The organism is Methanomicrobiales archaeon, from assembly GCA_030019205.1.
In the GTDB taxonomy this organism is placed as follows: domain Archaea; phylum Halobacteriota; class Methanomicrobia; order Methanomicrobiales; family JACTUA01; genus JASEFH01.
This window is the reverse complement of sequence record JASEFH010000006.1, coordinates 23429-46865: the sequence shown is the minus strand read 5'-3', so window position 1 is coordinate 46865 and position 23437 is coordinate 23429. Positions and strand designations below refer to the sequence as shown.

Genomic DNA, 23437 nt, shown 5'->3' with positions numbered 1-23437 from the left:
CGAGGATCTGTATGCAGACGCAGGTTACTGAACTGTTCGGGCTCTCCGTATATACCGATAAGGCCGTGTATGTGGGGGATGTGGAGGACGTGGTGCTCGACGTCGACGGGAAGAAGATCGACTCCCTGGCTCTCGGCAACCTCAATCCGGAGTTCGTGGATGTGAAGGGCTTCCGCGGCGTGCGGATACCGTTCCGCATCATCAAGAGCATCGGGGACATCATCGTCATCCGCCATCTCGGCAGGGGCGCCCGGAGCGGGGACTGACATCCCGACGCCCCGGATCGGGTTCCGGATCCACGCATGGAAAACCGCGAAATTTTCAGCGGTCTCAAGATACTTCCCCCCGTTTTTGTCCGCCTGGACGGGCGAGCCTTTCACCGCCTCTCCCGCGTGCTGCAGTTCGAGAGGCCGTTCGACGAACGGTTCAGCGAGGCGATGCGGAGCGTCTGCGCGAGCCTGATCCGCGAGAGCGGCATGAGCCCCGACTTTGCGTTCACCTTCTCCGACGAGATCAGCCTCTTCTTCCGCCACCTCCCCTTCGAGGGGCGCATCGAGAAGATCGACTCGGTATGTGCATCCTATGCAGCGAGCAGCCTGACGCTCGCCCTCCGCTGCAGAGCGCCGCTGGCATTCGACGCCCGGATCCTGCCCGCGTTCGGACAGCACGCCATGGAATACCTGATCGAGCGCCAGAGGGAGGCCTGGCGGAACCACGTCAACGCCTATGGGCAGCACGCCCTCGTCGGGGAGGGGCTGACCCCCCGCGAGGCGGCCGCACGGCTGAAAAAAGTGCCGGCATCGGAGATTCACGAACTGCTGCACGCCCGCGGGATCAACCTGGCCAGGACGCCGGCGTGGCAGCGGCGCGGGGTGCTGGTCTACAAGGAGCTCGTGGAGCGGGAGGGCTACAATCCCCTGACGCAGCAGGCGGTGCGAGCCATTCGGAGCGAGGTGCGGATCTGCACGGAGCTTCCGCTGTTCGGCTCCCCCGAGGGGCGGGAGTTCCTCCGCTCACTCCTCGACCGCCCGTGAGACGTGCGTGACCATGCGCACGCCTTCCACGTCCCACGCGTTCTCCAGCGTCCACGCCCTCCCGCCCTCCGCGGACTCCGGGCCGCGGATGGCCAGGGTGTGCGCCCTCACCTCGCGCATGATGGGCTCCTTCCAGCCGTCGCGGACGAGCGTGCGGATGCGGTCGTCCGCGACGATCACCTCCGCCTCGATGTAGTCCTCGACGCGGAGATCGAGCTGGCGGCGCATCTCCTGGAGGCGGCGGATCACCTCGCGGGCATACCCTTCCGCCTCCAGCTCCGGTGTCAGCCTCACATCCACGTAGACCACACCGTCCCGCATGGGGGCGGAGAAGACGCCCTCGGGGAGTTCCTCCACAAAGCGGACGTGATCGGCGGTGATCTCGAACGTGGAATCGCCCTCGATGAGAACGACGCTGCCGTCCCGCTCCAGGGCGTCCTTCATCCACCGCCCGTCGGCGCTCTCGATCAGCCGCTTCACGCGGGGCGCTTCCTTCCCGAACGCCGGGCCGATCGCCTTCATGATCGGCTCGGCGCGGAACCCGATCCGATCCCACGCCCCCCGCACCACCGAGACCGTGCGGCTGTTCGCCCGGGAGCGGCAGATGCCGTTCAGGCGGGAGATCGCGTGCTCGATCTTCCCGCTCCCGGTCGCGACCACGCAGGTCTGCACCGGCCAGCGGAGCTTCCTCTTTCCCGCCTGGCGCGCCGCCGCCACCGCCTCGTCGAAGGAGCGGACCAGATCCATCGCCTCCTCGAGGTCGCGGTCGATGAGGCGCCGGTCCGGCGCCGCCCACTCCAGCATGTGGACGCTCTCGGGATCGCCCTCCGTGCGGAGGTTCTGGTAGATCTTCTCTGCCAGATGGGGGATGAAGGGCGCCAGGAGCTGCACGATCCGGCGGAGCGCGTAGTACATGGTGTCGTAGGCGAACGCCTTCTCCTCCGCCGCCTCCTCGAGCCACATGCGGGGGCGGACCAGCTGCACGTACCACCGCGAGAGATCCTCGAGCACCAGGGCGATCAGGGCCCGGGTGGCGTGGTGGAGCTGGCACTCGCCCATCGCCGCGTCCACGATGCCGGCGACCGTGTTCACCCGCGAGAGGATGCAGCGGTCCTCTTCGGGCATCCGCGCAAAGCGGGGGACCAGGGACTCCGCATCCCAGCGGCCGGAGGCGGTCACGGGCGGCTTGTAGCCGTCCAGGATCATGTAGGGGAGCGGGAAGCGGTAGACGTTCCAGAGGATGTTGATCGCACGGTTGACGGTCCGCACCCCCTCCCAGTTGAACTTCAGGTCGTCCCAGGGTGCGTTCGCCGAGAGCATGTAGAGGCGGAGGACATCGGCGCCGAACTTCTCCATCACCTCCTCGGGCTGCACCACGTTGCCCAGGCTCTTGCTCATCTTGCGCCCCTCGGCGTCCAGGGCGAACCCGTGCATCAGCACGGAGCGGTAGGGGGCGCGGTTGAAGGCGATGGTGCTCGCCCCGAGCTGCGAGTAGAACCACCCGCGGGTCTGGTCCTGCCCCTCGGTGATGAAGTCCGCCGGCCAGTGCTTCTCGAAAGCCTCGGTTTCGCGCGGGAACCGCAGCGTCGCCCAGGAGGCGACGGCGGAGTCGAACCAGACGTCGAAGATGTCCCGGACGCGGCGCATGGCCCCTCCGCACCGGCAGGGGATCTCCACGCCGTCCACGTAGGGGCGGTGCGGGTCCCCGATCCTCCGCCCCGATCGCTCCTCGAGCTCTGCGATGGTCCCGACCACCGTGTACTGGCGGCACCGTTCGCAGACCCATATGGGGATCGGGATGCCCCAGTAGCGCTGCCGCGAGATGCACCAGTCCCGCGACTCCTTCACCCAGTCGTGGAAGCGGGCGCTTCCCGCCCACTCCGGGAACCACTCGACCTCTCCGATCTCCTGGAGCATGCGGTCGCGGATCTCCGAGGCGCGGAGGAACCACTGTTCGGTGGCGCGGAAGATGATCGGCGCCTTGCAGCGCCAGCAGTGGCCGTAGCGGTGGACGACCTCCTCCTGCGCCAGCAGGTGGCTGCCGAGCTGCGCGAGCACGGCCGCGTTCGCCTCGCGGACGGGCATGCCGCAGAACATTCCGCCCTCTTCCGTGAACCGTCCGGCGGCGTCCACCGGGCAGAAGATGGCGAGCCCCTCGCGGATCCCCAGGATGTAGTCGTCCCAGCCGTGCCCCGGGGCGATGTGGACCATGCCCGTATTCTCCAGGGTGACGAAATCCGCCGTCACCACGCGGTGGGCGACCGCATCCTGGAAGGGGACCGCCGGGGCGAGGGGGGAGGAGTACTCCGTGCCGGCGAGGGCGCTTCCCGGCACGCGGTCCAGCACGGCATAGTCCTGGTACCTCCCCTTGCGGAGAACGCCCTCCACGAGGTCGTCCGCCATCCAGAGGATCTCCTCGGCATCCCCCTTCCTCGCACGCACGCGGGCGTACACCGCCTCGGCGTGGACGGCGACGGCGACGTTCGCCGGCAGCGTCCAGGGGGTGGTCGTCCAGATCACCAGGTACTCGTTCTCGCGGCCGTTTATCGGGAACTTGACGTAGATGGAGGGATCGGTCTCGTCCCAGTAGTCGACCTCGGAGTCCGCGATCGCGGTCTCGCAGCGGGGGCACCAGTTCACCACGCGGTGACCGCGTTCGAGCATGCCCCGCTCCTCCGCCCTCCTGAGGGTCCACCAGGCGGCCTCGATGTACTCTTCGGCGACGGTCATGTAGGGGTCCTCGAAGTCCAGCCAGACGCCGAGGCGCCGGAACTGCTCGCTCATGATGTCCTTGTTGCGGAGCGCGAACTCACGGCAACGCTCGATGAACGGCCCGATCCCGAACTCCTCGATATCTTTTTTGGAGGTGAACCCGAGCTCGTGCTCCACCTTCACCTCGATGGGGAGACCGTGCATGTCGTAGCCGGCCCGCTCGATGACGTGCCGCCCCTGCATGCGGTGGTAGCGGAGGATGCTGTCTTTTATGATCTTGTTCCAGGCCGTGCCGAGGTGGATGTAGCCGGTCGTGTAGGGCGGACCGTCGACAAAGAAGAACGGAGCGCCCCCGCTCTTCTGCTCCCTCACCTTGCTGTAGATCGCCTCTTCGCTCCAGAATCTCTGCACCGACTCTTCCACGTCGTTTGCATCGTAACTGCTGGTGACTTCCTTCACTCCGATCCCTCATGCCTCGTTCTGATCCCGCCTCAGGAAGTAAAATGCCCCCATGCACGCATGCGTAAGAAGTCTACTCTACAACCTTATCTGGCGATTTTGTGCATAGTATTTTTATATCGCAGCATTTTAAATATGCCTTCTGCGGGCGGGAGGGATGGCGGCACCGCCGGCGGCAGGTGCTCCGCCCTGCTGTCTCGCGCAGGGATGCGGAGGAGGATGAGAGCGTGGTCCGCGCCTTCCCGGATAGGCAGCGCGGGGACGCCGTGCTGGTCGCTCCCGACGGTGTGAAGTTCGTCAGGGGCGGTGATCCCGGGGATTCCGTGTACACCATCGAGGATTACCGCGCAGACGACATCCGCCCGGACGACGTCGTCCTGGACATCGGCGCCAACGCGGGCGCGTTCTGCATCCGGGCGGCGCGAAGGGCGCGGCACGTCTTTGCCGTGGAGCCGGTGACCGCCGATCTCCTGCGGTCCAACATCGCCCTGAACGGCGTGCGGGTCCCGGTGCTGGAGGGCGCTCTGGGGGATGGGGGCGTGCGGGAGATCTCGTGGGGCGGCAGGACGGTCTCCGCGCGAACGTATCCGCTCCGCGAGCTCCGCTCCCTGGCGGGAGGGTGCGACTTTCTGAAGTGCGACTGCGAGGGCGGAGAATGGTCCATCGTCCCGGCGGAGCTGGCGGGCATCCGCCGGATCGAGATGGAGCTGCACGTGCCCCCGATCTCCGGCCCCGTAAACCCGGCGCTGCTCGAGTACATCAGCCGGCACTATGCGTTCGAGATCGAGTGGCTGCACCAGCGGGGACCGCTCGGCGTCCTGGGGGTGCTGCACGCCGTCCTCCGGGCCTGATGCATCTGCCGGATGGCCTGGTACCGACTGGACGTGGAGCCCTGGTGAAATCCCGGCTCCTGCAGGTGCGTAGCACGCCACGGGGAGGCGGCGATAACCCCTCCCCTTCTGTTGCGATGGGCCCGTTCCCGGGAGCAGCGGGCGTGGGGATAGGGGAAGGAGCGGGATCGCACCCCGATTTCATGCAAGCTCTACGGAGACGACGGGGAGGGGCAGTCAATAGTATGAGCACCTTCCCATGCTTTGAGCTCTCATGATCAGGTATGGATTTTCAGGGGAGGAGCGCTCCCACAGTTGCGATAGGGCTGGATTGCGTATTTCCGCCCTTGGAGGCTATCGCAACAGCGGGGTGGGGGATGGGGGGAGGGGTGCGTCCCCTCCCCCTCAAGGGCCCCCTCCCGCTTCATGCGATAGGGCCTGTACAGGAAAGCGTGGAGACGTAGAAAGGGAAAAGCAATTCTCCGAGAGATAAACGGAAAATCATATTCCACGATCCCGGGAATGGATCGTTCATCCGACCTCGTGAAAGGCTTATCCTGTTGGGTTGGTTGAGGACGGGTTGAGGGGGGTGTGCACACTCCTTCAGTTCCCCGCCTCTCACCCGTGCGACAGGGATCCCTGGGGAAGGCGGATGGAATCCTGGCCTGCCATGCGATGATGCCCCCTTCGTCTGGTACGGCGGCGGGGGAGTAATGGAAAGGTATGTGGGTATTCCAGGCGGAGTTCTGGGTTCTACTTCTCGAATACGGACAAAAAGAATTGCCCTGCAGGAACCGCGCCCGCTGGAGCCGTCGTATCGGAGGGGGCAGGCTTCAGGCGTGAAAGAAAGGAGGGGTAGATGGGTATGCTACTTCTGCTGTATGGCGCGGGAAGCTCCCGCTGCTCGTTGCACTACGTATGCTAATTAGGGAGCGGTCAGGAATCCCTCGAATGCTTCGATCTCCCCATCCGCGAAGTTCTCGTTGATCGCTGCCACGAGATCTGCGATCTCGGAGGGTGTGTAGTCGGTGTTCTCTCCGCCAAGAACCGCGCTGGCGAGATCCATGACCTCCTGGACGGACATGCCGTCGAACTTCTCGTCGATGACCAGATCGACGACGAACACGTCCTCCATCAGGACCTCGTCGTACTCCCAGTGCCCGTATTCGCCCGCGTTCACCACCAGGTCCGCAAGGGCCGTCGCGCTCGAACCGAAGTCGGGATCGTACGCGTCGAATCCCAGGTTGAGCGCCAGGGCGACGACCTGCGTGGCGAAGGTGTTCTTCAGCTTCACCGGGTCAACGAAGCTCCCGCTCAATGCCCTCGGAGCGCCGCCCTGCTTCATGAAGCCCTCGACTGCGGCCGCCGATGTCAAGGTCAGCGTGTTCCCGCTGCCCACGACAAGACCGTCGGGAAAGGCTGATGCGAAATTGGCATCCCGATACGCGCCGGGGTTCCCCTCCTGCGCCGACGTTCCCCACCCTCCCTGCGTCTGGGTGCGGAACTCGCCCACGTCGAATGCAAGGGCCGGTGCTGCCAGGGCAAACACCATGCAGAGAACCACGGTCATATAGAGTCTCTTCTTCATTGGTACATCCCCCTAGGAACATCTGTGAGGTCCCCACCCTCCCATTCTCCCCCAGAAGGCACTACGAGGATGGGGCTCCTCACATGTCGGATTTTGAAAATTCCAGTATTTATAGATACCTTACAGCCTAATAATTATTATTCGTAAATAAGTTATCATAATGACTTAATTCATCAGTAATATGCAATAAAAACTAAATTAAAAATTCAGGTATAAAAAGAAATATTAATATATTAAATTGAAATATTAAACCCAATGCCGTGCACCGGGCCCCGGGGAACGGGGCGCCGACCACCATCTCTTTCTATCCTGCCATCCACCCTGCGGTATGCAGATCGCTGTGATTGGCCCGGAGCCCTGCTCGGAGGAGGAGTATGCGGCGGCACGAATCGTCGGTGGCCTGATCGCCGACCACCGCGGGACGCTCTGCTGCGGGGGGCTCGGCGGGGTGATGGAGGCCGCATGCCGGGGGGCGAAGGAGCGGGACGGCACCACCGTGGGGATCCTGCCGCACACCGGTGCGGGGAACCCCTACCTGGACATCGCCATCCGCACGGGCCTCGGGCACGCCCGCAACGCCGTTCTCGTCCAGTCCGCCGACGCCGTGGTCGCCATCGGGGGAGGGTACGGCACGCTGAGCGAGATCGCGATCGCCCTGAAGTGCGGGCGGCCGCTCTCCGGCTACCGCACCTGGGCGATCGAGGGAGTCATCCGCTGCGGCACCCCCGAAGAGGCCGCACTCACGGCAGTTCGCGCAGCGCGCCGATCCCGGTAGTATCGTAGCCGCCCAGGCGGCGGAGCACCTCCCGGAACGGCTCCGAGCGGAGCGCTGCGAGCATCGCCTGCACGCGCCCGTCCTCGAGGGTGTCCCGGTGCAGCGCGAGCTCGTAGCGCTCCCGGGCCACCGCCACGAACTCCAGGCCGAGCGCCCTTGCAGCGCTGTACACTCCCATCCCGGCATCCGCCTCGCCGCTCTTCACGGCGAGCGCGACCGCGAGGTGGGTGGTGACCTCGCGGTCGTAGCCGGCGATCTGCCCGGGGTCCATCCCCCGCTCCGCCAGGAGGCGGTCGAACAGGATGCGCGTCCCCGAGCCCCGCTGACGGTTGACGAAGGTGTGCATCGGCAGCTCCTCGAACCCGATCCCGGAACGGGACAGGATCCCCTGCTCCCGCAACGCGACCGTGACCAGCGCCAGGCGGGCGTCCGGCATGTACTTCCGCAGGTAGGGGACGTTGTAATCCCCCTCCGGGCCCAGGAGGTGCATCGGCGCCGCATGGCACTCCTGCCGCTTCAGGGCGAGAAGCCCGCCCATGCTGCCGGCGTGGACGGAGTGCATCTCCACGCCTGCCCGGCGCTGGAGGCAGTCGGCCAGGTGGTCCAGGGCGGGATCGTGGCTCCCGACGACCAGGAGCGCCCGCCCCGCCCTCTCCCGGGGGACCATCAGCTCCGCCTCGACCTCTGCCCCCGCCTCGAAGCCCTCGCGATCCTCCGGAATGCGGAGGCAGGCGTTGGAGCGCACGGCGCTCATCTGCACGCCGGCCCCGCGGGAGCGGGGTACGGCCACCCATGCATCCCCGATCCGCCCCACCGTGAGGAAGACGAAGTCCAGCGTGCCGATCTCGGAGGTCAGGGTCGCGGAGAGGCGTGCCCGCAGCGTCTCCCGCTGCGGCGGCGGGAACCCGTACATCGCGACAAGAGGGGTCACGATCTCCCGCAGCACCGTCAGCGCGGAGAGGGGATAGCCGGGGAGGCCGATCAGCGGCTTTCCCTGCACCCTCCCGATGATCAGCGGTTTTCCGGGCTTGATGGCCACGCCGTGGACCAGCACCTCCCCCAGTTCCGCGACGATTCCGGCGGTGAAGTCCCGCGTCCCCGCCGAGGACCCGGCCGATACGATCACCAGATCGTTCTCCTCGACGGCGGCCTCGATCCGTGTGCGGATGAGATCGGGCTCGTCCGGTGTGATGGGATAGCAGCAGGGCGTGACGCCCAGGTCCGAGAGCCACGCGGCGGCCATCAGGGTATTGCTCTCCACCACCTGCCCCGGCGCCGGAGCGGAGCCCCGGGGAACGAGCTCGCTCCCCGTCGGGATCAGGGCGGCGCGGAGCGCGATCACATCGACCTCCGTGACCCCGAAGGCGGAGAGGGCCCCGAGCTCGAAGGGGCGGATGCGGTGGGCGGAGGGGAGGATCATCTCGGACTCCCCGATATCCTCGCCGATCGGGCGGACATGCTGCCATGGGCTGACCGGTTTGCGGATCCGGTACTGCCCGCCGTCCTCCCAGACGTCCTCGATCATCACCACGGCATCGCAGTCCGCCGGGACGACGTTGCCGGTGTTGACCCGCACGGCATTCGGGAGGGTGACGGGGTGCTGTTCACCGGCCCCCGCCGTATCCCCGCTCCGCACCGCGATCCCGTCCATGGCGGCGAGGTGAGCCGCAGGGACCGAGAACCGGGCAAATATGGGCGAGGCCGTGATCCGCCCGCTGGACTCCTCCACCGGGACGCGCTCGATCCGGGGCTGCGCCGCAAAGGCAGAGCGCATCCTCTCCAGCGCCTCTTCGAGCGTGACCAGTTTCAGGTATCTCTTCACCACAGCAGCACCTCCACCTCCACTCCCGCCTCGAACCCCTCGCTCCCCGCCGGAACGCGGACGGCGCCGTCGCTCCGCACCAGCGTGTTCAGGAGACCGGACTTCCCGAACAGGGGAGTCGCCTCCCCGTTCTCCACCCGCACGCGGACGTACTCCTCCCTTCCCCGGGAGGAGGGGATATTCTCCCGCAGGCGGGCGGTGACGGTGCACGGCCGCCGCGCATACCCCGTCATCGCGGAGAGCAGGTGCGAGGCGATGGCGACGAGCACGACGAAGGCGGAGGCGGGATGGCCGGGGAGGCCGATGACGGGCTTCCCCTCCGCATGCCCGATGATCGTGGGTTTTCCGGGCTGGAGCGCAACCCCGTGGACCAGCACCTCCCCGATCTCCCCGATCACCGAGGCGACCATGTCCCGTTCGTCCTTGGAGCTCCCGCCGGAGACGAGAACCGCGTCGCACTCGCCGACGGCCCGGATCAGCGCCCGGCGCAGACTCTCCCGGCTGTCGGGGACGATGCCGTAGCAGCGGGGGATGCAGCCGTACTCCCGCACGAACCCGCTGCAGACGGAGGAGTTCGCGTCGCGAACCTGCCCGATCCCGGGCTTCGCGGAGACGGACACGAGTTCGTTCCCGGTGGAGAGGATCCCGATCTCTGGAGCGGCGGTCACCGGGACGTGCGCATACCCGATGGCGGCAAGCACGCCCAGCTCCTGCGGACCGAGCCGGGTCCCGCGGGGGATGGCGGTCGCGCCCGCGGCGAAGTCCTCCCCCCGCCCGAGCACGTTCTCGCCGGCCGCCACCGCCCGCTTGACCAGCACGTCGCCCCCGATCCGCTCGGCGTGCTCGATCATCGCGACGGCATCCGCCCCGGGCGGCAGCATCCCCCCGGTGGGGATGTAGGCGCACTCCCCGCGGCGGATCGGCTGCTCCGGGGCGCGCCCCATGACCACCTCCCCCGCGAGTGTCAGCACCGCGGGGATCGCCTCGCTCGCCCCGTGCGTATCCCGGGCGGCGACCGCGTAACCGTCCACGATCGAGCGGTGGAAGCCCGGGATGTCGATATCGGAGCGTGCGTCCTCTGCCAGGATCCGCCCGGCGGCATCCGGCAGGAGGGCCACTTCCCGCTTCGGCGGGGGCGCGAGGGAGCGGACGACCTCGATTGCCTTCTCCACCGCGACGACCCGCAGGAATACGCTCATTTGAAGCAGCCCAGCTGGCAGCCGCGGATCTTCACCCGGTACCGGTTGCAGAACTCCCCGATATCGGCCTTCGGTATACCGTACTCCTCGGCGATCTTCCAGGCCTGAGCGCAGGTAATCTGGTTCTCGATTCCCGACTCCTGCAGGGCGCGGCGTATCTTGTCTTCGTCCATGGTAAAGTAGGGTGCACCCTCAATAGAAATAGTGTTTACTATCAGGCACGCATTAAGTACCTATACTTCACGCCGAGGCGACGCATGGATGTAGCACTGATCTCGTCCCGGCAGGATCCGGCCGGGGCGAACATCCGAGAGCATGTCCTGGAGGTGCTGGATGCAGGAGCCGGGGAGGATCGCGGATCATCCCCCCGCTGGATCCCCGTGGAGGTGGACGGGCGCCTGATCGAGCAGGACGGGATCGACCGCGGGCTCGGGGCTGATCTGATCGTCTTCCTCTCGCGGCACCGCAGCGAGCATCCCCGCCCCGTCCTCACCGTGCACGCCACCGGCAACTTCCATGCGGCTGCCCTGGGCGGTCGGGCGGGCGAGCTGGCCCCGGCAGCCCCCGCCTGGATGCACGCCGTACTGAGAAACCTCGTCCGGATGGCCCCCGGGGGCTACCGGGTCTCCTACGAGGCGACCCACCACGGGCCCACGGACCTGGTGACCCCCTCGTTCTTCGTGGAGATCGGCAGCACCGAAACCGAATGGGTGGACCCGGCAGCCGGGAGTGCCGTGGCGCGTAGCGTGCTCTCCGCGTCCCCCCTGCGGACGGTAGCCCTCGTCGGGTTCGGGGGCAACCACTACGCGGCCCGGGAGAGCGGGATCGCCCTGACGACCCGGGGTGCGTTCGGGCACATCGCCCACAGCCGGGAGGCGGGACGCCTCGATCTGCCGCTCGTGCGCCAGATGGTGGAGAAGAGCGGCGCCGTCGCGGCATACCTGGACAGAAAAGCCCTCTCCGCACCCGAGCAGACGCGGATCCGGGACCTCCTGCGGGATCTCGCCGTCCCGGAGGCGAGCGAGGGGGAGCTGCGGGAACTGGGGAACCTGGCCTGGGAGACCTACCTGGGGATCCGGGCGTGCGGCGAGGAGATCGCACCCGGCTCCCGCAGCCACCCGCACAACCTGCCCGAACACGGCGATCCCGCGGTTGTATCCCTCCCTCCTGCACTCGTCGCCGAGGCGGTGCGGGCGGACGGGAGCGGCTTTCTTGCGGAACTGGACGGACTTCCGGTAGTCCATTTAACCGCATCATCGGGGCAGATACTCCCCAAATTCATCACGTATCAGGATTATCAATCGGAATTAATCAATGATTTAATATCTTTATGTGTAAAACTCATTAGTGGTTGTGCAGACACTGCAGTCGAGGGTGATCGTCTGATTATCCGGAGACTCCGTTTCGACCCCCGGAAGGCGCGCGATTTCGGGGTTCCGAAGGGCCCGCTCTTCGGCATGCTGTCCGAAGGGAAGACTGTGGAGGTCGACGGGCGGACGATCACGCCCGCCATGGTGCAGACGTGCAGTGTGACAGAGATTCACATCCCGGGGTTGGCGAGGTATCTATGAAATCGATATTGGAAGAGGCAATTGCTCGAGCGAACGGTCAGGCAGAGGAAGAGGCGGTCAGCACCGAGAAGACGCAGGCGGACAGGGAACTGGAAGAGATCCTCCAATCGCTCCGAACCGAGATCGCCGTCGTCGGCTGCGGTGGCAGCGGCTGCAATACAATCACCCGCATGATGGAGGAGGGCATCCATGGCGCCCGGCTCATCGCCATCAACACGGACGCCCAGCACCTGCTCCGCACCCGCTCCGAGTACAAGCTCCTGATCGGGCGGCAGCGGACGCGGGGGCTGGGGGCAGGGTCCATCCCCCAGGTGGGGGAGGAAGCGGCTCTCGAGAACGAGGAGGATATCAAGCGGACGGTCTCGGGCTGCGATATGGTCTTCATCACCACCGGTCTCGGGGGAGGCACGGGAACGGGGTGCGCGCCGGTGGTGGCGAAGGCGGCGCGGGGGGAGGGGGCTCTCACCATTGCCGTCGTCACCCTGCCGTTCACCGCGGAAGGGACGATCCGCCGCGAAAACGCCGAGGCGGGACTCGAACGCCTGCGGGACATGGCGGATACGGTGATCGTCGTCCCCAACGACCGCCTGCTGGAGGTCGTACCCCGCCTGCCGCTCTACGCAGCTTTTAAGGTCTCAGATGAAGTACTTACCCGGGCCGTGAAAGGGATCACCGAACTGATCACCATGCCGGGTCTGGTGAACCTGGACTTCGCCGATGTGCGGACCGTCATGGAGCGCGGAGGCGTGGCGATGATCGGCATGGGAGAGAGCGACAGCGAGGATAAAGCGGCGGACTCTGTCAAGAAGGCCCTCCGTTCTCCGCTCCTGGACGTGGACATCTCCGGTGCCACCGCTGCCCTGGTCAACGTGGTCGGCGGCCCCGATATGACCATCGCCGAGGCGGAGGGCGTGGTGCAGGAGGTATACAACCGCATCGATCCCAACGCCCGGATCATCTGGGGAGCCCAGGTCGATCCCGACATGCAGCACAAGATGCGCACGATGCTGGTGGTGACCGGTGTGCACTCCCCCCAGATCTACGGCCGCGCCGAGAAGGCCGCTCCGAGAATGGTGCGGCAGTTCGAGATAGATTTCATGAAGTGAGGATATGGATTTCAAGAAGTTCCAGGTAGAGGCGAAGGGCTTCAAGATCGAAGAGGAACTGTTCAGCAAGTACTGGCGGATCCTCAAACTCGCCAGGACTCCCACGCGGGAGGAGTTCCAGAAGATCGCAATCGTGGCAGCGGCCGGCATCCTGATCGTCGGGCTCGTTGGATTCCTGATCTACGAGTTCGTGCTGGTATTGCCACACTGATGCCTATGACCGATGGTGAGAACAGGATATTTGCCATAAAGACGACGGCGAAGCAGGAGCGGGCAGTCGCGGACAGCATCAAGAAGGTGGTGGAGTCCGGCAGCGACATCAAGGTGACCGCCATCATCGTCCCCGACGAGCTCCGCGGCTACGTGCTCGTGGAGTCCCCGGAGAAGTACGCCCGCATCGAGCAGCTGGCCGAGCGGGTCCCGCATGCGCGCTCCGTGGTGCGCGGGGAGACGCGGCTCGAGGAGGTGGCGCATTTCCTGGTGCCGAAACCGGTGGTGAGCGGCATCCAGGAGGGAACGATCGTGGAGCTGATCGCCGGCCCCTTCAAGGGGGAGAAAGCCGTCGTCAAACGTGTCGATACCGGGAAAGAAGAGATTACCGTGGAATTGTACGAGAGCGTCGTGCCGATCCCCATCACGGTCCGCGGCGACCACGTCCGCGTGGTCGAGAAGGCCGAAGAGAGCGCCTGAATTCCCCTTCCCCTCCCCTTTTCCCCGCACGCTCGGGCGAATCGGCAACCGCCGCCGCAGTGCCTTCCAGGATGGGAGACCGCTGTCGGCGGGTCCGTTCTGCGATCAGAATGCAATTGATACCTTTAAGTCTGCCGGGTGCCACCTTATTTAACCCAAGCTCTGTTCCCGTGCGGAGCAGGCATGGTGATTGCTGCGATGGCAGAAGTGGTCGAAGTACTGGTAGCCGGCGGCAAGGCAACCGCAGGACCCCCGCTGGGTCCTGCGCTCGGACCCCTCGGTATAAACGTGAAGGCGGTCGTCGACGAGATCAACCGGAAGACTGCAGAGTTCAACGGCATGCAGGTGCCCGTGACGGTCACGGTCGACGAAAAGAAGAACTTCACGATTGACGTGGGCATTCCCCCCACGACGGCGCTCATCATGAGAGAGGCCGGTATCGAGAAGGGTTCGGCCCAGCCCAACACCCAGTTCGTGGGTGAGCTGCCGCTCGAGGCCGCTGTCAGAATCGCCCGCGTAAAGCTCGACGATATGCTCTCGTACACGCTCAAGTCCGCCGTCAAAGAGGTGGTCGGGACGTGTGTAAGCCTGGGCGTCCAGGTGAACGGCCGAAAGCCCAAGGAGATTCTGAAGGCCATCGACGAGGGTGAGTTCGACAGCGTGCTTGTCGAATCGTGATGCGAATACAACCCATAGGAGATCGGTTGCGGTCGCGAACTATGGAGGTAATGGATGGTAGAGAGATCCAGAATAGTCGACGCTGTAAAGGCAGCGTTGGAACAAGCGCCTGAGCGCAAATTCCGTGAAAGCGTGGATATCACGGTCAGTCTGCGGAATATCGATATGGCGCAGCCGAAGAACCGTATCGACGAGACGATTCTTCTTCCCCACGGAACCGGCGACAGGGCAAAGATTGCGGTCCTCGGCCGAGGCGATATCACCACCCAGGCGCGGGAGGCGAACGTCGACCTGATCCTGGGCCCCCAGGACATCGAGCGTCTCGGGGGGGCTCCCCGGGAGGCACGCAAGATTGCCGCCGAATACCGCTTCTTCCTGGCGGAGAATGCCGTGATGTCCATGGTCGGACGATGGCTCGGGACCCGTCTGGGGCCCCGGGGGAAGATGCCCACGCCCATTCCGCCGGGAACCGATATCCGCCCGATCGTGGAGCGTCTGCGAGGTTCGGTGCGGATCCGCACGAAGGACAAGAAGGTCTTCCATGCCAAGGTCGGAACGACGGATATGCCGCCGGATCACATTGCAGACAACATCGATGCGATCCTCAAGAGGGTCGAGTCGGTGCTGGAGCAGGGCCCGCACAACATCCGGGCGGTGTACGTCAAGACCTCGATGGGTCCTGCCGTGAGGGTGGTGTAGAATGCCTCTGTACACCCGCCACCTGCCCGCCTGGAAGCGGAGGGAAGTGGAGATGATCAAGGAGGGCATCCGCTCCCACAGGGCGATGGCTCTCGTCGACATGCAGGGGATTCCGGCCACGCAGCTGCAGCAGATTCGGGCAGACCTGCGCGACGTCGCGAAGATCCGGATGACCCGAAACACCCTGATCGATCACGCCCTCGCCGAACTCGGCGGGGACGTCGAGGGGGTCCGCGGTTACATCTCCGGCCAGAGCGCACTCCTGTTCACGGATGTGAATCCCTTCAGACTCTACAAGATGCTGGAGAAGACCAAGACGAAGATGGCCGCAAAGCCCGGCGAGATCGCGCCCCAGGATATCGTGGTGGAGAAGGGTCCGACGAGCTTCAAGCCCGGCCCGATCGTGGGCGAGCTCCAGCAGGCAGGCATCCCCGCCGCCATCGAAGGGGGAAAAGTCAGGATACGGGATACCAAGACGGTTGTCCGCAAGGGCGAGGTCATCAGCAAGAAGATGGCCGATGTGCTCCAGAAACTGGGTGTCAAGCCGATGGACGTCGGTCTGCGCATGCAGGTGACCTACTACGAGCACACGCTGTATCGCCCGGAGATGCTCGTCATCGACGAGGAGGCCTACTTCAACCAGTTCGTGCAGGCGGTACGGCAGGGATTCAACCTCTCGGTGAACGCCGTCATACCGACACCGTCGACCATCGGCACGCTGATGGCGAAGGCGGCGCAGGAGGCCCGCTCCCTGGGAGTGGAGGCATCCATCTACGAGTCCGGCGTGATGGACAGCATCATCGGGCGGGCATTCCGTGAGATGCAGGCCCTGAAGAGTATCGTGGAAGGACAATAAATTCGAAGACTCAGGTGATTGTGATGGAATATATCTATGCAGCGTTGATCCTGCACCACGCAGGAAAGGAAGTGAACGAACAGAACGTGAAGGCCGTTCTCTCTGCCGCCGGCGTCGCGGCAGACGATGCCCGCGTGAAAGCCCTTGTCGCCGCCCTGGAAGGCGTGAACATCGAGGAGGCCATCAGCAAGGCCGCCGTCGCAGCGCCGGTGGCCGCCGCCGCACCCGCAGCCGCCGCAGCGGCGCCCGCAGCGGAGGCACCGAAGGAGGAGAAGAAGGAGGAGAAGAAGGAAGAGGAGGAAGAGAGCGGCATCGCAGGGCTCGGAGCCCTGTTCGGCTGAACTCATCGCCTCTTTCTCTCACTTTTTCAAAGATCATCCCCCCCAATCGCTCGCGAGTACGTGCCAGACCGCTCGCCGCCGTGCCGATCGGAGAGAACAGAGAGGGAGTCGCTGCAGGTTCGGGCTCAACACGGGTCCCGGAGATGCGGTCCAGGACCTGCACGCGCGATACTCGTCGACGGGGCGATGATGGGGAGAGCCTGCGTTTCAGTATCGCCGCTCCTGCCCGTCTGACGGGATACAGGCCTATCGTGACTTGCGGACGGGAGTGCGTCTCCTTCCCGAGTATCCCCCATTCGTATGCTCACCCCTGCAGATGTGGATTCTTCATCTATTGGTGAAGGGGTATTCGACGAGGAAGCGGTTGCCACCCTATTCCAACCGCTTTCTTCCCCGATGTCAAGCCCTATCGCACCTGTGGGAGGGGAATTGGAAGGGGGAGGGGGGCGCACCCCCTCCCCCCGTGCCCCCACCCCGCTGCTACGATATCCTCCAAGGGTAGAGGATCGAGGGTAGAGGATCGGGAGCGATACTTCACCGTGCCTCCCCCCGGGATCTTCCGCATCGAGATGAGTCCTGCAGAAGAGGATGCAGTCTGTCTGACAGGGAGATCCGGTCCTTGAACCATGAGTCCTCTGCGGGATAGAGACGATGATTCTTCGCCATCCTGAAAGAGCCCCGCCTGCCGGCAAGGATTCGGGATGCCGCCGGTCGAGGGATGCAGTCCACGGTCAAGGCAACCGTGCCGCTCCGGATCTCGGACGGGAACGGAGAAGAGGTGCCGGGGTGCGATCGCACCCGCTTCCGATGCGGAGATCTCTGCAGGAGCGATCCCCTCCCGAGGAGGATGGCGGTGGGGATTGCCCCGGGCGCGTCTCTTCTATCCCGCTCCCCGCAGGATCTCCAGCATCGCCCGCGCATTCGCCGGCATGCTGTGGTCGTTGTTGAAGAAGACGTACGCCCGCTCGGGGCGGGCTGCGCGGATCCGCTCCGCCGTCTCGCGCAGCTCCTCCGCGGGGTAGTCGTAGGCGTACCAGGCTCCTCTCCCGTGCATCCGCAGGTAGACGATCGGGCCCGGAAAGATGCGGTTATGGACGTGGGGCGAGTCCACCGAGACCACTACAGCATGCCTCTGCAACGCCTCCATCTTCGCATCGTCCCCGAGTACCTCCCGGTTCCGGATCTCGAGGGCGCAGCGGTCGCCGAGGTCTACCGCCCGTGCGAACTCGGCCAGCCGCTCCGTGTCCGCGAAGCGCGGCGGAGCCTGAAAGAGGTAGAAGTCGACACGGTCGTCGAGCGGCTCGAAGATCGAGCGGAACCGCTCCCATGCCTCCAGGGCCCCGTCGCCGAACTGGTGGCGGTGCGTGACGAGACGGTGCACCTTCACCGCCCAGCGAAGCGACGATCCGTCCCGGGCCCAGCCCTCCACGTGCTCCCGCCGGGGAAAGCGGTAGAAGCTGCCGTTCAGTTCGACGGCGTTCAGGCGGAGCTCCTCGACGTACCACGCCAGGCTCCTTCCCCGGTTCCAGGCGTACGACCACCCGCTCGTGCCCACGTAGATCTCCATCCCGGGCGGTTCTGGTACGGGAGTATAAATACGTTCCCCGGCCGGGGATCTCCCCGCATCTCCGCCTGCCCCGCGTGCGGGCTGTCGTCTCGCACCCGGGGATCGGGTCGGAATCGGGGGGGGCGTACCGAGCCTATATATGTCATGCGTGTGAATCCAGAAGTATCATGCAGCAGGAGCACCAGGCAACTGCAAAAATTGTGAATCTCCTCCGCTTCAAGCAGAAGGGCATGACAATCTCGGAACTCTCCCGGAAGGCCCGGTTGAACCGCCACTCCGTTGCCAAGTATCTCGAGATCCTGCTGACGTCCGGCCGCGTGGAGGTGGATGCCATCGGGAACGCCAAGGTCTACCGCCTCTCAAAGCGGGTTCCCCTCTCGGCATTCATGAACTTTACCGCGGAATTCATCCTGGTGCTGGACGAGGATCTCCATCTCGTCCAGGTGGACGACCACTACCTCGACTTCATCGGCTGCGTGCGGGACGCCGTGCTGGGGCGCAGAATCACGGAGATCACGCTCCCCCTCGTCACGGACTCGGAGATCTGCACGGCGATCCGGAGCGGCATCCGGGAGGGGATCGAGTTCGCGGACCTGGTGCACGCTCGGGATGCGCTGACGCTCCACTTCAAGGGAAAGGTGCTCCCGACCGCGTTCGAGGGGGGGAACCGCGGATTGACCATCGTCCTGGAGGACATCACCCGCGAGAAGGAACTCGAAGAGCGCGAGATCCGGCATCTGGAGAGCATCGAGTTTCTGGCACAGGCTGCCATGCAGTTTGTCCGCCTCCACACCGAAGAGGATATCTACGGGCTGATCGGGGAGGGCTTGCACGACCTGATCCCGCAGGGAATCGCCGTCGTCAACGCCTACAACCCGATCTCCGGCGCACTCTGCGTCCGCGGCGTCCAGGACGAGCGGGCGCGGGACCTGTTCCGCCAGGTCCTGGGCAGGGATATCGTCGGCATGGGCATTCCCGCCGATCCCCTCGCCGTCTGGGATCTCGCCCGCACGGCTACCATCCGCCGCCCGCAGGCCGGCGATCACGACGTGAGACATCTCTACGACGTAACCGCGTGGGGTCTGCCCGAGAAGACGTCCGATGCGCTGGCGCGTGCCCTCGGCATGGAAGAGATCTACGTCGCCGGCCTCGCCTGGGAAGGCCAGCTCTACGGCAGCATCACCGTCTTCCTTCCCGGGGGAGCGGACATCGGCGACGAGAGCACGATCGACTCGTTCATCAACCTCTCGTCGATGGCGCTCCGCCGCATGATCGCCGAGGATGCGCTGCACGATAGCGAACAGCGATTCCGGGACGTGGCCGATCTCTCCCCCTACCCGATCGCCATCATCGACCGCAACGGGGAATACTGCTACATAAACCGCAAGTTCACGGAGACGTTCGGGTATACCCGGAGGGACATCCCGGACGGGCGGGCCTGGTTTGCCCGGGCGTTTCCCGATCCTGAATATCGGAGACAGGCGGTCGAGACCTGGAAGTCCGACCTTGCCCGTGCATCGGTCGGCGAGGTCCGCATGCGGGAGTTCGACGTGCGGTGCAAGAACGGCACGGTAAAACCGATCGTCTTCCGCCCCGTGACCCTCTCCGACGGGAACCAGTACGTCACTTACGAGGACATGACCGAGAAGAGGAGAGCGGAGGAGGCGCTCCTGGACGCCAACTGCAGGCTCCAGGATATCATCGAGTTCCTCCCCGATGCCACGTTCGTGATCGACAGCGATCGGCGGGTGATCGCCTGGAACCGCGCCATGGAGGATCTGACCGGCGTTGCGCGCGGGGAGATGCTGGGAAAGAGCGATTTCGCCTATGCGCTTCCGTTTTACGGGCGCTCCCGCCCGCTGCTGATCGATCTGGTGGGCGGGTCGGATCCGGCGGCGGAGTCTCTCTACAGGGTATTCCGCAGGGAGGGGGAGTCGGTCATGGCGGAGGGTTACCTTACCCTCTCCCGGGACGGGCGGCGGCGGCTGCTCCAGGGGCGGGCCTCGCCGCTCTATGACCGGCACGGCAACCGCGTGGGGGCGATCCAGTCCATCCGCGACATAACCGGGCTGCGGCGACGGCTCGGGGTGTCCCGACAGCGGACGCAGCCGGCGTCCACGGCTGCCCGGATTCACGCGGGAGTTCGGGGATCTCTCCCCGGTGCATGCGGTGATGGGGGACGTCACCTCTCCTGACGTTCCGGCGAGGGAGGGGAGTGCGGGGGATCGCGTGAGCCATCCCCCGGTTGCGGCAGGGACGGTGGAGGCGAGATGCCCGGCCCCCTCTCCCATCCCGATCGCGGAGGACAGCCATTCCCGCCGTGCGGCCACCGGGGGGCAAGGAGGGGGTGAGATCGCGGGCGCGGGCCTCCCGAACGGATCCCCGGGTGGCGGCACGGGGATCGGGATCCGGCAGTCCGCCACAGATGCTTGCTCCCATTGGCATCCACTTGTGCAAGGCAGCAGTGCGAACTATACCTGCGCGCCACCATTGCATTTCATATGCGCACAACAGTTCTGGCTGACAAAAAATTATTTTTAAGCACGCTGTAGCGTTGTTTGCCCCTGTGGGGCGGGTGTCTGCCATGCCCGAGATCGAGAAACTGGTTGAAAAGGGAGATGTCGGAGGCCTTATCCAGGTCCTCTCGGCCGGAGACGTGTATAAAGGATTGAAAGCCGTGTATGCGCTCGGTTCTATCGGTGGACCGGCCGTGGATCCCCTGCTCGAAGTTCTGAAGAACGGCCACCGCGATATCCGCTGGGGAGCGGCGATGGCGCTGGCCAGGATCGGGGCGCCGGCTCTGGATCCCCTGATCGATACGCTCCGGGTCCAGGATGCCCAGGTGCGCAATCCGACGGTCTGGGCCCTATCGGAGATCGGAGACGCACGGGCAGTGCAGCCTCTCGTGCAGTGCCTTCGCGACGAGACCTCGGAGACCTGCCGTGCGCTGACGGCGGCTGCGCTGCTGAAGCTCGGGGACCCGGAGGGCGTTCGGGAGGTCCAGCATCAGTTCGAGATGCACGGCGAGGAGTTCATCGGATACGTCATGGAAGCCTATGAGGGGAGTTGACCGGACTCCCATCATACCATCACGCTCTTCATCCGCCAGAAGCCGAACCGTCGAGACCTCTCCTGTTCTGGTGCGCCGGCTCCTTCTCTGACGGTTCATGCGTGCTGTCGTTCCCCTCGACGGGCGATCGGACGGCCCGGGCTCCGCGCCTCTAGCCCTCGCGGTGCAGGAGGGCGGCGTGGATGCACTGACCGTAGGAGATGCAGCCGTCCCCCAGGGGGTATTCGGCATGGACGGCGAGCGTCAGCCCCCTGCCGGCGAGCTCTTCCGCGATGGTCGTCCGGATCGCATCGTTGTACGCCACCCCTCCGCTCAGGACGATCGTCTCGATGCCGCTCTGCTCCGATGCGTGGATCGCCAGCGCGGCGATCCCCCTCGCCAGGTTGAACTGGACCGAGGCGGCGATGTCCGCCACCGTCCGCTCTCTTTCCGCGGAAGTCAGCCCGGCGGTGCGCTGGAAGCGGCGGAACGCCTCCGCGAGGATGGTCCGCGTCTCCAGGATCTCGCAGCGCTCGGACTGCCGGTACGCGAGCGGCCAGGGCTCGGGGCGACCGCGGAACGCCGCAGCCTCGAGCCGCATCGCCGGCTCGCCGTCGTAGGTGCGCTCGCGGCAGATCCCGAGCAGGGCGGCGGCGGCGTCCAGCACCCGCCCGGCGCTGCTCGTCCAGGCGACGTGGACGCCCCGCTCCACCTGCCGCTCCAGCACCCCCAGCTCCACGTCGCTCCAGCCCCGGTCCCCGAGCAGCTCCAGCGTCCCGCTTTCGGGGAGGATGCCGTAGAGCATCCGCTCCGGGAAGCGCGTCGCCAGGTCGCCGCCCGGCATCGGCACCGACTCCAGGTGGGCGACGCGCTCGAGGTGCGGGACCGCGCCCGCGAAGATCTCGCCTCCCCAGACCCGCCCGTCGTCCCCGTAGCCGACCCCGTCGATGGCGATGCCGATGCAGGGCTCCATCGTCGCGGCCGCAATGTGCGCCCGGTGGTGCTGCACCGCCACGAGATCGGCCCCGAACTCCCCGGCGAGCGATGCGGCGAAGCGCGTGGAGAGGAACGCAGGGTGGAGATCGTGGGCGATGGTGTCGTACCGGGCCCCGATCAGACGCCGGAGCTTCTCCTCGGTCTCCTGCAGGTAGGCGAGGGTCGGCGGGTTCCGCACGTGCCCGATGTGCGGGGAGGTGATGCAGAACCCGTCCTTGTAGAGGGAGATGTTCGAGTTCAGTTCGGGGCCCACCCCCAGGATCTGGCGGCGCCCGAGATCGATCCGCCTGCGCTTCGGAGCGCAGCCGCGGGAGAGGCGGATGATATAGCCGCTCCTCACCACGGAGTCGTCGCAGCGGTTGAGGATCGCGCGGTTGTGCACCAGGAAGAAGTCCACGTCCTTTCCGAGTCTGCGGACCGCCGTCCCGGTATCGGTGATCATCGGGTCGCCGGGCATGTTCGCGCTGGTCATGATCAGCAGCGGGTGCTCGAGCCGCGTGAAGAGGAGATGGTGGAGCCCGGTGTAGGGGAGCATGCAGCCGAGGGTGTGCAGGTTGCTGATGGAGGAATGGGCGAGGGGATCGCGTTTCCTGAGCACCACGATCGGGCGCTCGGGGCTTGTGAGGGCTTGCCGCTCTTCCGGAGAGACGATGGCGAGGGCATCGAGCGCCTCCGGCTTCACCATGATCGCGAACGGCTGCTCCGTTCGCCCCAGCCTTCGCTTCAGCTCGCCCGCGGACTCCTCGATGCAGGCGATGTGGAATCCCCCCATCCCGCGCACGGCGACGATCCGTCCGCTGTCCAGGAGTCGGGCGGTCTCCCGGATGGGATCCGGGGTCTCTACGGGGCCGCCTCCGGCATCGAGGAGCGCCAGCTGAGGGCCGCAGGCAGCGCAGGCGATGGTCTGGGCGTGGTGCCGGCGGCATGCCGGATCCGAGTACTCGCGCCGGCACGCGGGGCACAGGGGGAACTCCGCCATCGAGGTCCGTTCGCGGTCGTAGGGTATCCCGCGTATGATGCTGTAGCGCGGTCCGCAGTTTACGCAGGATGTCGCCCAGTAGTTCTCGTACCGTCCGCCCTCCTGCAGGATGTCCTCCAGGCACTCCCTGCAGACGGCGACATCGGGCGGGATGAATCCCGAGAGCGCTCCCGTCCCGCTCGGCAGGATCTCGAACGCGGGAGGCGCCTCGCCGTTCACCGCGTGAACCTCGACACTGTCGATACGGGAGAGGGGCGGGCCCCGGCTGACGGCGCCGAGGAACTCCTCGAACCGATCGCCGTAGGCGACGATCTCGACTTCGCTCCCCGTGTTCTTCACGGTGCCGCGGATACCGAGCTGCAGCGCCTGTGCATATACGAAAGGACGGAACCCGACTCCCTGTACAATGCCACGGACGAGGATCTTTCCACTGGAACGCATCAGAAAATTCTGAAAAAATTTATTGAGGCTCAACACCTTATAATA

The 23437-nt window shown here is 65.5% G+C and carries 21 protein-coding genes; 14 read left to right on the top strand and 7 right to left on the bottom strand.

The genetic code is table 11. The annotated features are described in order from the left end of the window. The first annotated feature begins 11 nt into the window (after positions 1-11). Together QMC96_05070 and QMC96_05065 are read left to right on the top strand one after the other, a co-directional pair. The gene (locus QMC96_05070; protein ID MDI6876128.1) at positions 12-266 is read left to right on the top strand and encodes a PRC-barrel domain-containing protein; all 255 of its coding nucleotides are present in this window, start codon (positions 12-14) and stop codon (positions 264-266) included. 36 nt (positions 267-302) lie between these two features. Beyond that, on the top strand, positions 303-1034 hold the full coding sequence (locus QMC96_05065; protein ID MDI6876127.1) for a tRNA(His) guanylyltransferase Thg1 family protein: 732 nt from the start codon (positions 303-305) through the stop codon (positions 1032-1034). Here the strand turns inward: QMC96_05065 and ileS are convergent. Continuing rightward, positions 1014-4205, bottom strand: a complete 3192-nt coding sequence (ileS, locus tag QMC96_05060) for an isoleucine--tRNA ligase (protein MDI6876126.1) — start codon at positions 4203-4205, stop codon at positions 1014-1016. The genes QMC96_05065 and ileS overlap by 21 nt on opposite strands. Positions 4206-4432: 227 nt before the next feature. Between ileS and QMC96_05055 the strand changes: the two genes are divergently transcribed. After that, complete coding sequence (locus QMC96_05055) at positions 4433-5056, top strand: FkbM family methyltransferase (GenBank protein ID MDI6876125.1); 624 nt, start codon at positions 4433-4435, stop codon at positions 5054-5056. Positions 5057-5960: 904 nt separating this feature from the next. On the opposite strand, the gene QMC96_05050 is transcribed toward QMC96_05055, so the two are convergent. Further along, the gene (locus tag QMC96_05050) at positions 5961-6623 is read right to left on the bottom strand and encodes a hypothetical protein (protein MDI6876124.1); all 663 of its coding nucleotides are present in this window, start codon (positions 6621-6623) and stop codon (positions 5961-5963) included. A 328-nt stretch (positions 6624-6951) separates the two neighbouring features. Here QMC96_05050 and QMC96_05045 point away from each other — a divergent pair, with 328 nt between their 5' ends. Continuing rightward, entirely contained in the window at positions 6952-7398 is a 447-nt protein-coding gene (locus tag QMC96_05045) for a TIGR00725 family protein (GenBank protein MDI6876123.1), read from the top strand. Here QMC96_05045 and QMC96_05040 read toward each other — a convergent pair. Genes QMC96_05040 through QMC96_05030 form a run of 3 tightly spaced genes read right to left on the bottom strand, consistent with a single transcriptional unit; the run spans position 7364 to position 10592 of the window. After that, positions 7364-9223: a molybdopterin biosynthesis protein gene (locus QMC96_05040; protein MDI6876122.1), complete on the bottom strand. Its 1860-nt coding sequence runs from the start codon at positions 9221-9223 to the stop codon at positions 7364-7366. The two genes, QMC96_05045 and QMC96_05040, sit on opposite strands and share 35 nt — an antisense overlap. Then, positions 9217-10419: a molybdopterin molybdotransferase MoeA gene (locus QMC96_05035; protein ID MDI6876121.1), complete on the bottom strand. Its 1203-nt coding sequence runs from the start codon at positions 10417-10419 to the stop codon at positions 9217-9219. The genes QMC96_05040 and QMC96_05035 overlap by 7 nt, the downstream gene beginning before the upstream one ends. Next, positions 10416-10592: a hypothetical protein gene (locus tag QMC96_05030; GenBank protein ID MDI6876120.1), complete on the bottom strand. Its 177-nt coding sequence runs from the start codon at positions 10590-10592 to the stop codon at positions 10416-10418. The genes QMC96_05035 and QMC96_05030 overlap by 4 nt, the downstream gene beginning before the upstream one ends. Before the next feature lie 84 nt (positions 10593-10676). On the opposite strand from QMC96_05030, the gene QMC96_05025 reads away from it, so the two are divergent. The 8 genes from QMC96_05025 (at position 10677) to rpl12p (ending at position 16360) form a co-directional block, all read left to right on the top strand. Further along, positions 10677-11990, top strand: coding sequence for a D-aminoacyl-tRNA deacylase (locus tag QMC96_05025; protein ID MDI6876119.1), 1314 nt, complete (start codon positions 10677-10679; stop codon positions 11988-11990). After that, positions 11987-13096 carry a cell division protein FtsZ gene (ftsZ, locus tag QMC96_05020; protein ID MDI6876118.1) on the top strand — a complete coding sequence of 370 codons (1110 nt, stop codon included), beginning with the start codon at positions 11987-11989 and terminating at the stop codon, positions 13094-13096. The genes QMC96_05025 and ftsZ overlap by 4 nt, the downstream gene beginning before the upstream one ends. 4 nt (positions 13097-13100) lie before the next feature. Beyond that, positions 13101-13307, top strand: coding sequence for a protein translocase SEC61 complex subunit gamma (locus QMC96_05015; GenBank protein MDI6876117.1), 207 nt, complete (start codon positions 13101-13103; stop codon positions 13305-13307). Positions 13308-13312: 5 nt separating this feature from the next. After that, a complete protein-coding gene (locus QMC96_05010; GenBank protein MDI6876116.1) occupies positions 13313-13786 on the top strand; it encodes a transcription elongation factor Spt5 in 474 nt (157 codons plus the stop codon). A gap of 198 nt (positions 13787-13984) precedes the next feature. Further along, the gene (locus tag QMC96_05005; protein MDI6876115.1) at positions 13985-14464 is read left to right on the top strand and encodes a 50S ribosomal protein L11; all 480 of its coding nucleotides are present in this window, start codon (positions 13985-13987) and stop codon (positions 14462-14464) included. A gap of 54 nt (positions 14465-14518) precedes the next feature. Further along, entirely contained in the window at positions 14519-15163 is a 645-nt protein-coding gene (locus QMC96_05000; GenBank protein ID MDI6876114.1) for a 50S ribosomal protein L1, read from the top strand. Position 15164: 1 nt separating this feature from the next. After that, the gene (locus tag QMC96_04995; protein MDI6876113.1) at positions 15165-16019 is read left to right on the top strand and encodes a 50S ribosomal protein L10; all 855 of its coding nucleotides are present in this window, start codon (positions 15165-15167) and stop codon (positions 16017-16019) included. Between the two features lie 23 nt (positions 16020-16042). Continuing rightward, entirely contained in the window at positions 16043-16360 is a 318-nt protein-coding gene (rpl12p, locus tag QMC96_04990) for a 50S ribosomal protein P1 (protein MDI6876112.1), read from the top strand. 880 nt (positions 16361-17240) lie between these two features. Here rpl12p and QMC96_04985 read toward each other — a convergent pair. Next, a complete protein-coding gene (locus QMC96_04985; GenBank protein MDI6876111.1) occupies positions 17241-17927 on the bottom strand; it encodes a DUF72 domain-containing protein in 687 nt (228 codons plus the stop codon). A 167-nt stretch (positions 17928-18094) separates the two neighbouring features. On the opposite strand from QMC96_04985, the gene QMC96_04980 reads away from it, so the two are divergent. Next, positions 18095-20122, top strand: a complete 2028-nt coding sequence (locus QMC96_04980; protein MDI6876110.1) for a PAS domain S-box protein — start codon at positions 18095-18097, stop codon at positions 20120-20122. A gap of 389 nt (positions 20123-20511) precedes the next feature. After that, positions 20512-20997, top strand: a complete 486-nt coding sequence (locus tag QMC96_04975) for a HEAT repeat domain-containing protein (protein MDI6876109.1) — start codon at positions 20512-20514, stop codon at positions 20995-20997. Between the two features lie 151 nt (positions 20998-21148). Here QMC96_04975 and hypF read toward each other — a convergent pair whose 3' ends face one another. Then, on the bottom strand, positions 21149-23392 hold the full coding sequence (hypF, locus tag QMC96_04970) for a carbamoyltransferase HypF (protein ID MDI6876108.1): 2244 nt from the start codon (positions 23390-23392) through the stop codon (positions 21149-21151). Between the last annotated feature and the right edge of the window lie 45 nt (positions 23393-23437).

Coding starts and splice junctions, on each gene's coding strand:
- QMC96_05070 (MDI6876128.1), top strand. CDS start 12: ATGCAGACGCAGGTTACTGAACTGTTCGGGCTCTCCGTATATACCGAT.
- QMC96_05065 (MDI6876127.1), top strand. CDS start 303: ATGGAAAACCGCGAAATTTTCAGCGGTCTCAAGATACTTCCCCCCGTT.
- QMC96_05050 (MDI6876124.1), bottom strand. CDS start 6,623: ATGAAGAAGAGACTCTATATGACCGTGGTTCTCTGCATGGTGTTTGCC.
- QMC96_05045 (MDI6876123.1), top strand. CDS start 6,952: ATGCAGATCGCTGTGATTGGCCCGGAGCCCTGCTCGGAGGAGGAGTAT.
- QMC96_05035 (MDI6876121.1), bottom strand. CDS start 10,419: ATGAGCGTATTCCTGCGGGTCGTCGCGGTGGAGAAGGCAATCGAGGTC.
- QMC96_05030 (MDI6876120.1), bottom strand. CDS start 10,592: ATGGACGAAGACAAGATACGCCGCGCCCTGCAGGAGTCGGGAATCGAG.
- QMC96_05025 (MDI6876119.1), top strand. CDS start 10,677: ATGGATGTAGCACTGATCTCGTCCCGGCAGGATCCGGCCGGGGCGAAC.
- ftsZ (MDI6876118.1), top strand. CDS start 11,987: ATGAAATCGATATTGGAAGAGGCAATTGCTCGAGCGAACGGTCAGGCA.
- QMC96_05015 (MDI6876117.1), top strand. CDS start 13,101: ATGGATTTCAAGAAGTTCCAGGTAGAGGCGAAGGGCTTCAAGATCGAA.
- QMC96_05010 (MDI6876116.1), top strand. CDS start 13,313: ATGACCGATGGTGAGAACAGGATATTTGCCATAAAGACGACGGCGAAG.
- QMC96_05005 (MDI6876115.1), top strand. CDS start 13,985: ATGGCAGAAGTGGTCGAAGTACTGGTAGCCGGCGGCAAGGCAACCGCA.
- QMC96_05000 (MDI6876114.1), top strand. CDS start 14,519: ATGGTAGAGAGATCCAGAATAGTCGACGCTGTAAAGGCAGCGTTGGAA.
- QMC96_04995 (MDI6876113.1), top strand. CDS start 15,165: ATGCCTCTGTACACCCGCCACCTGCCCGCCTGGAAGCGGAGGGAAGTG.
- rpl12p (MDI6876112.1), top strand. CDS start 16,043: ATGGAATATATCTATGCAGCGTTGATCCTGCACCACGCAGGAAAGGAA.
- QMC96_04985 (MDI6876111.1), bottom strand. CDS start 17,927: ATGGAGATCTACGTGGGCACGAGCGGGTGGTCGTACGCCTGGAACCGG.
- QMC96_04980 (MDI6876110.1), top strand. CDS start 18,095: ATGCAGCAGGAGCACCAGGCAACTGCAAAAATTGTGAATCTCCTCCGC.
- QMC96_04975 (MDI6876109.1), top strand. CDS start 20,512: ATGCCCGAGATCGAGAAACTGGTTGAAAAGGGAGATGTCGGAGGCCTT.
- hypF (MDI6876108.1), bottom strand. CDS start 23,392: ATGCGTTCCAGTGGAAAGATCCTCGTCCGTGGCATTGTACAGGGAGTC.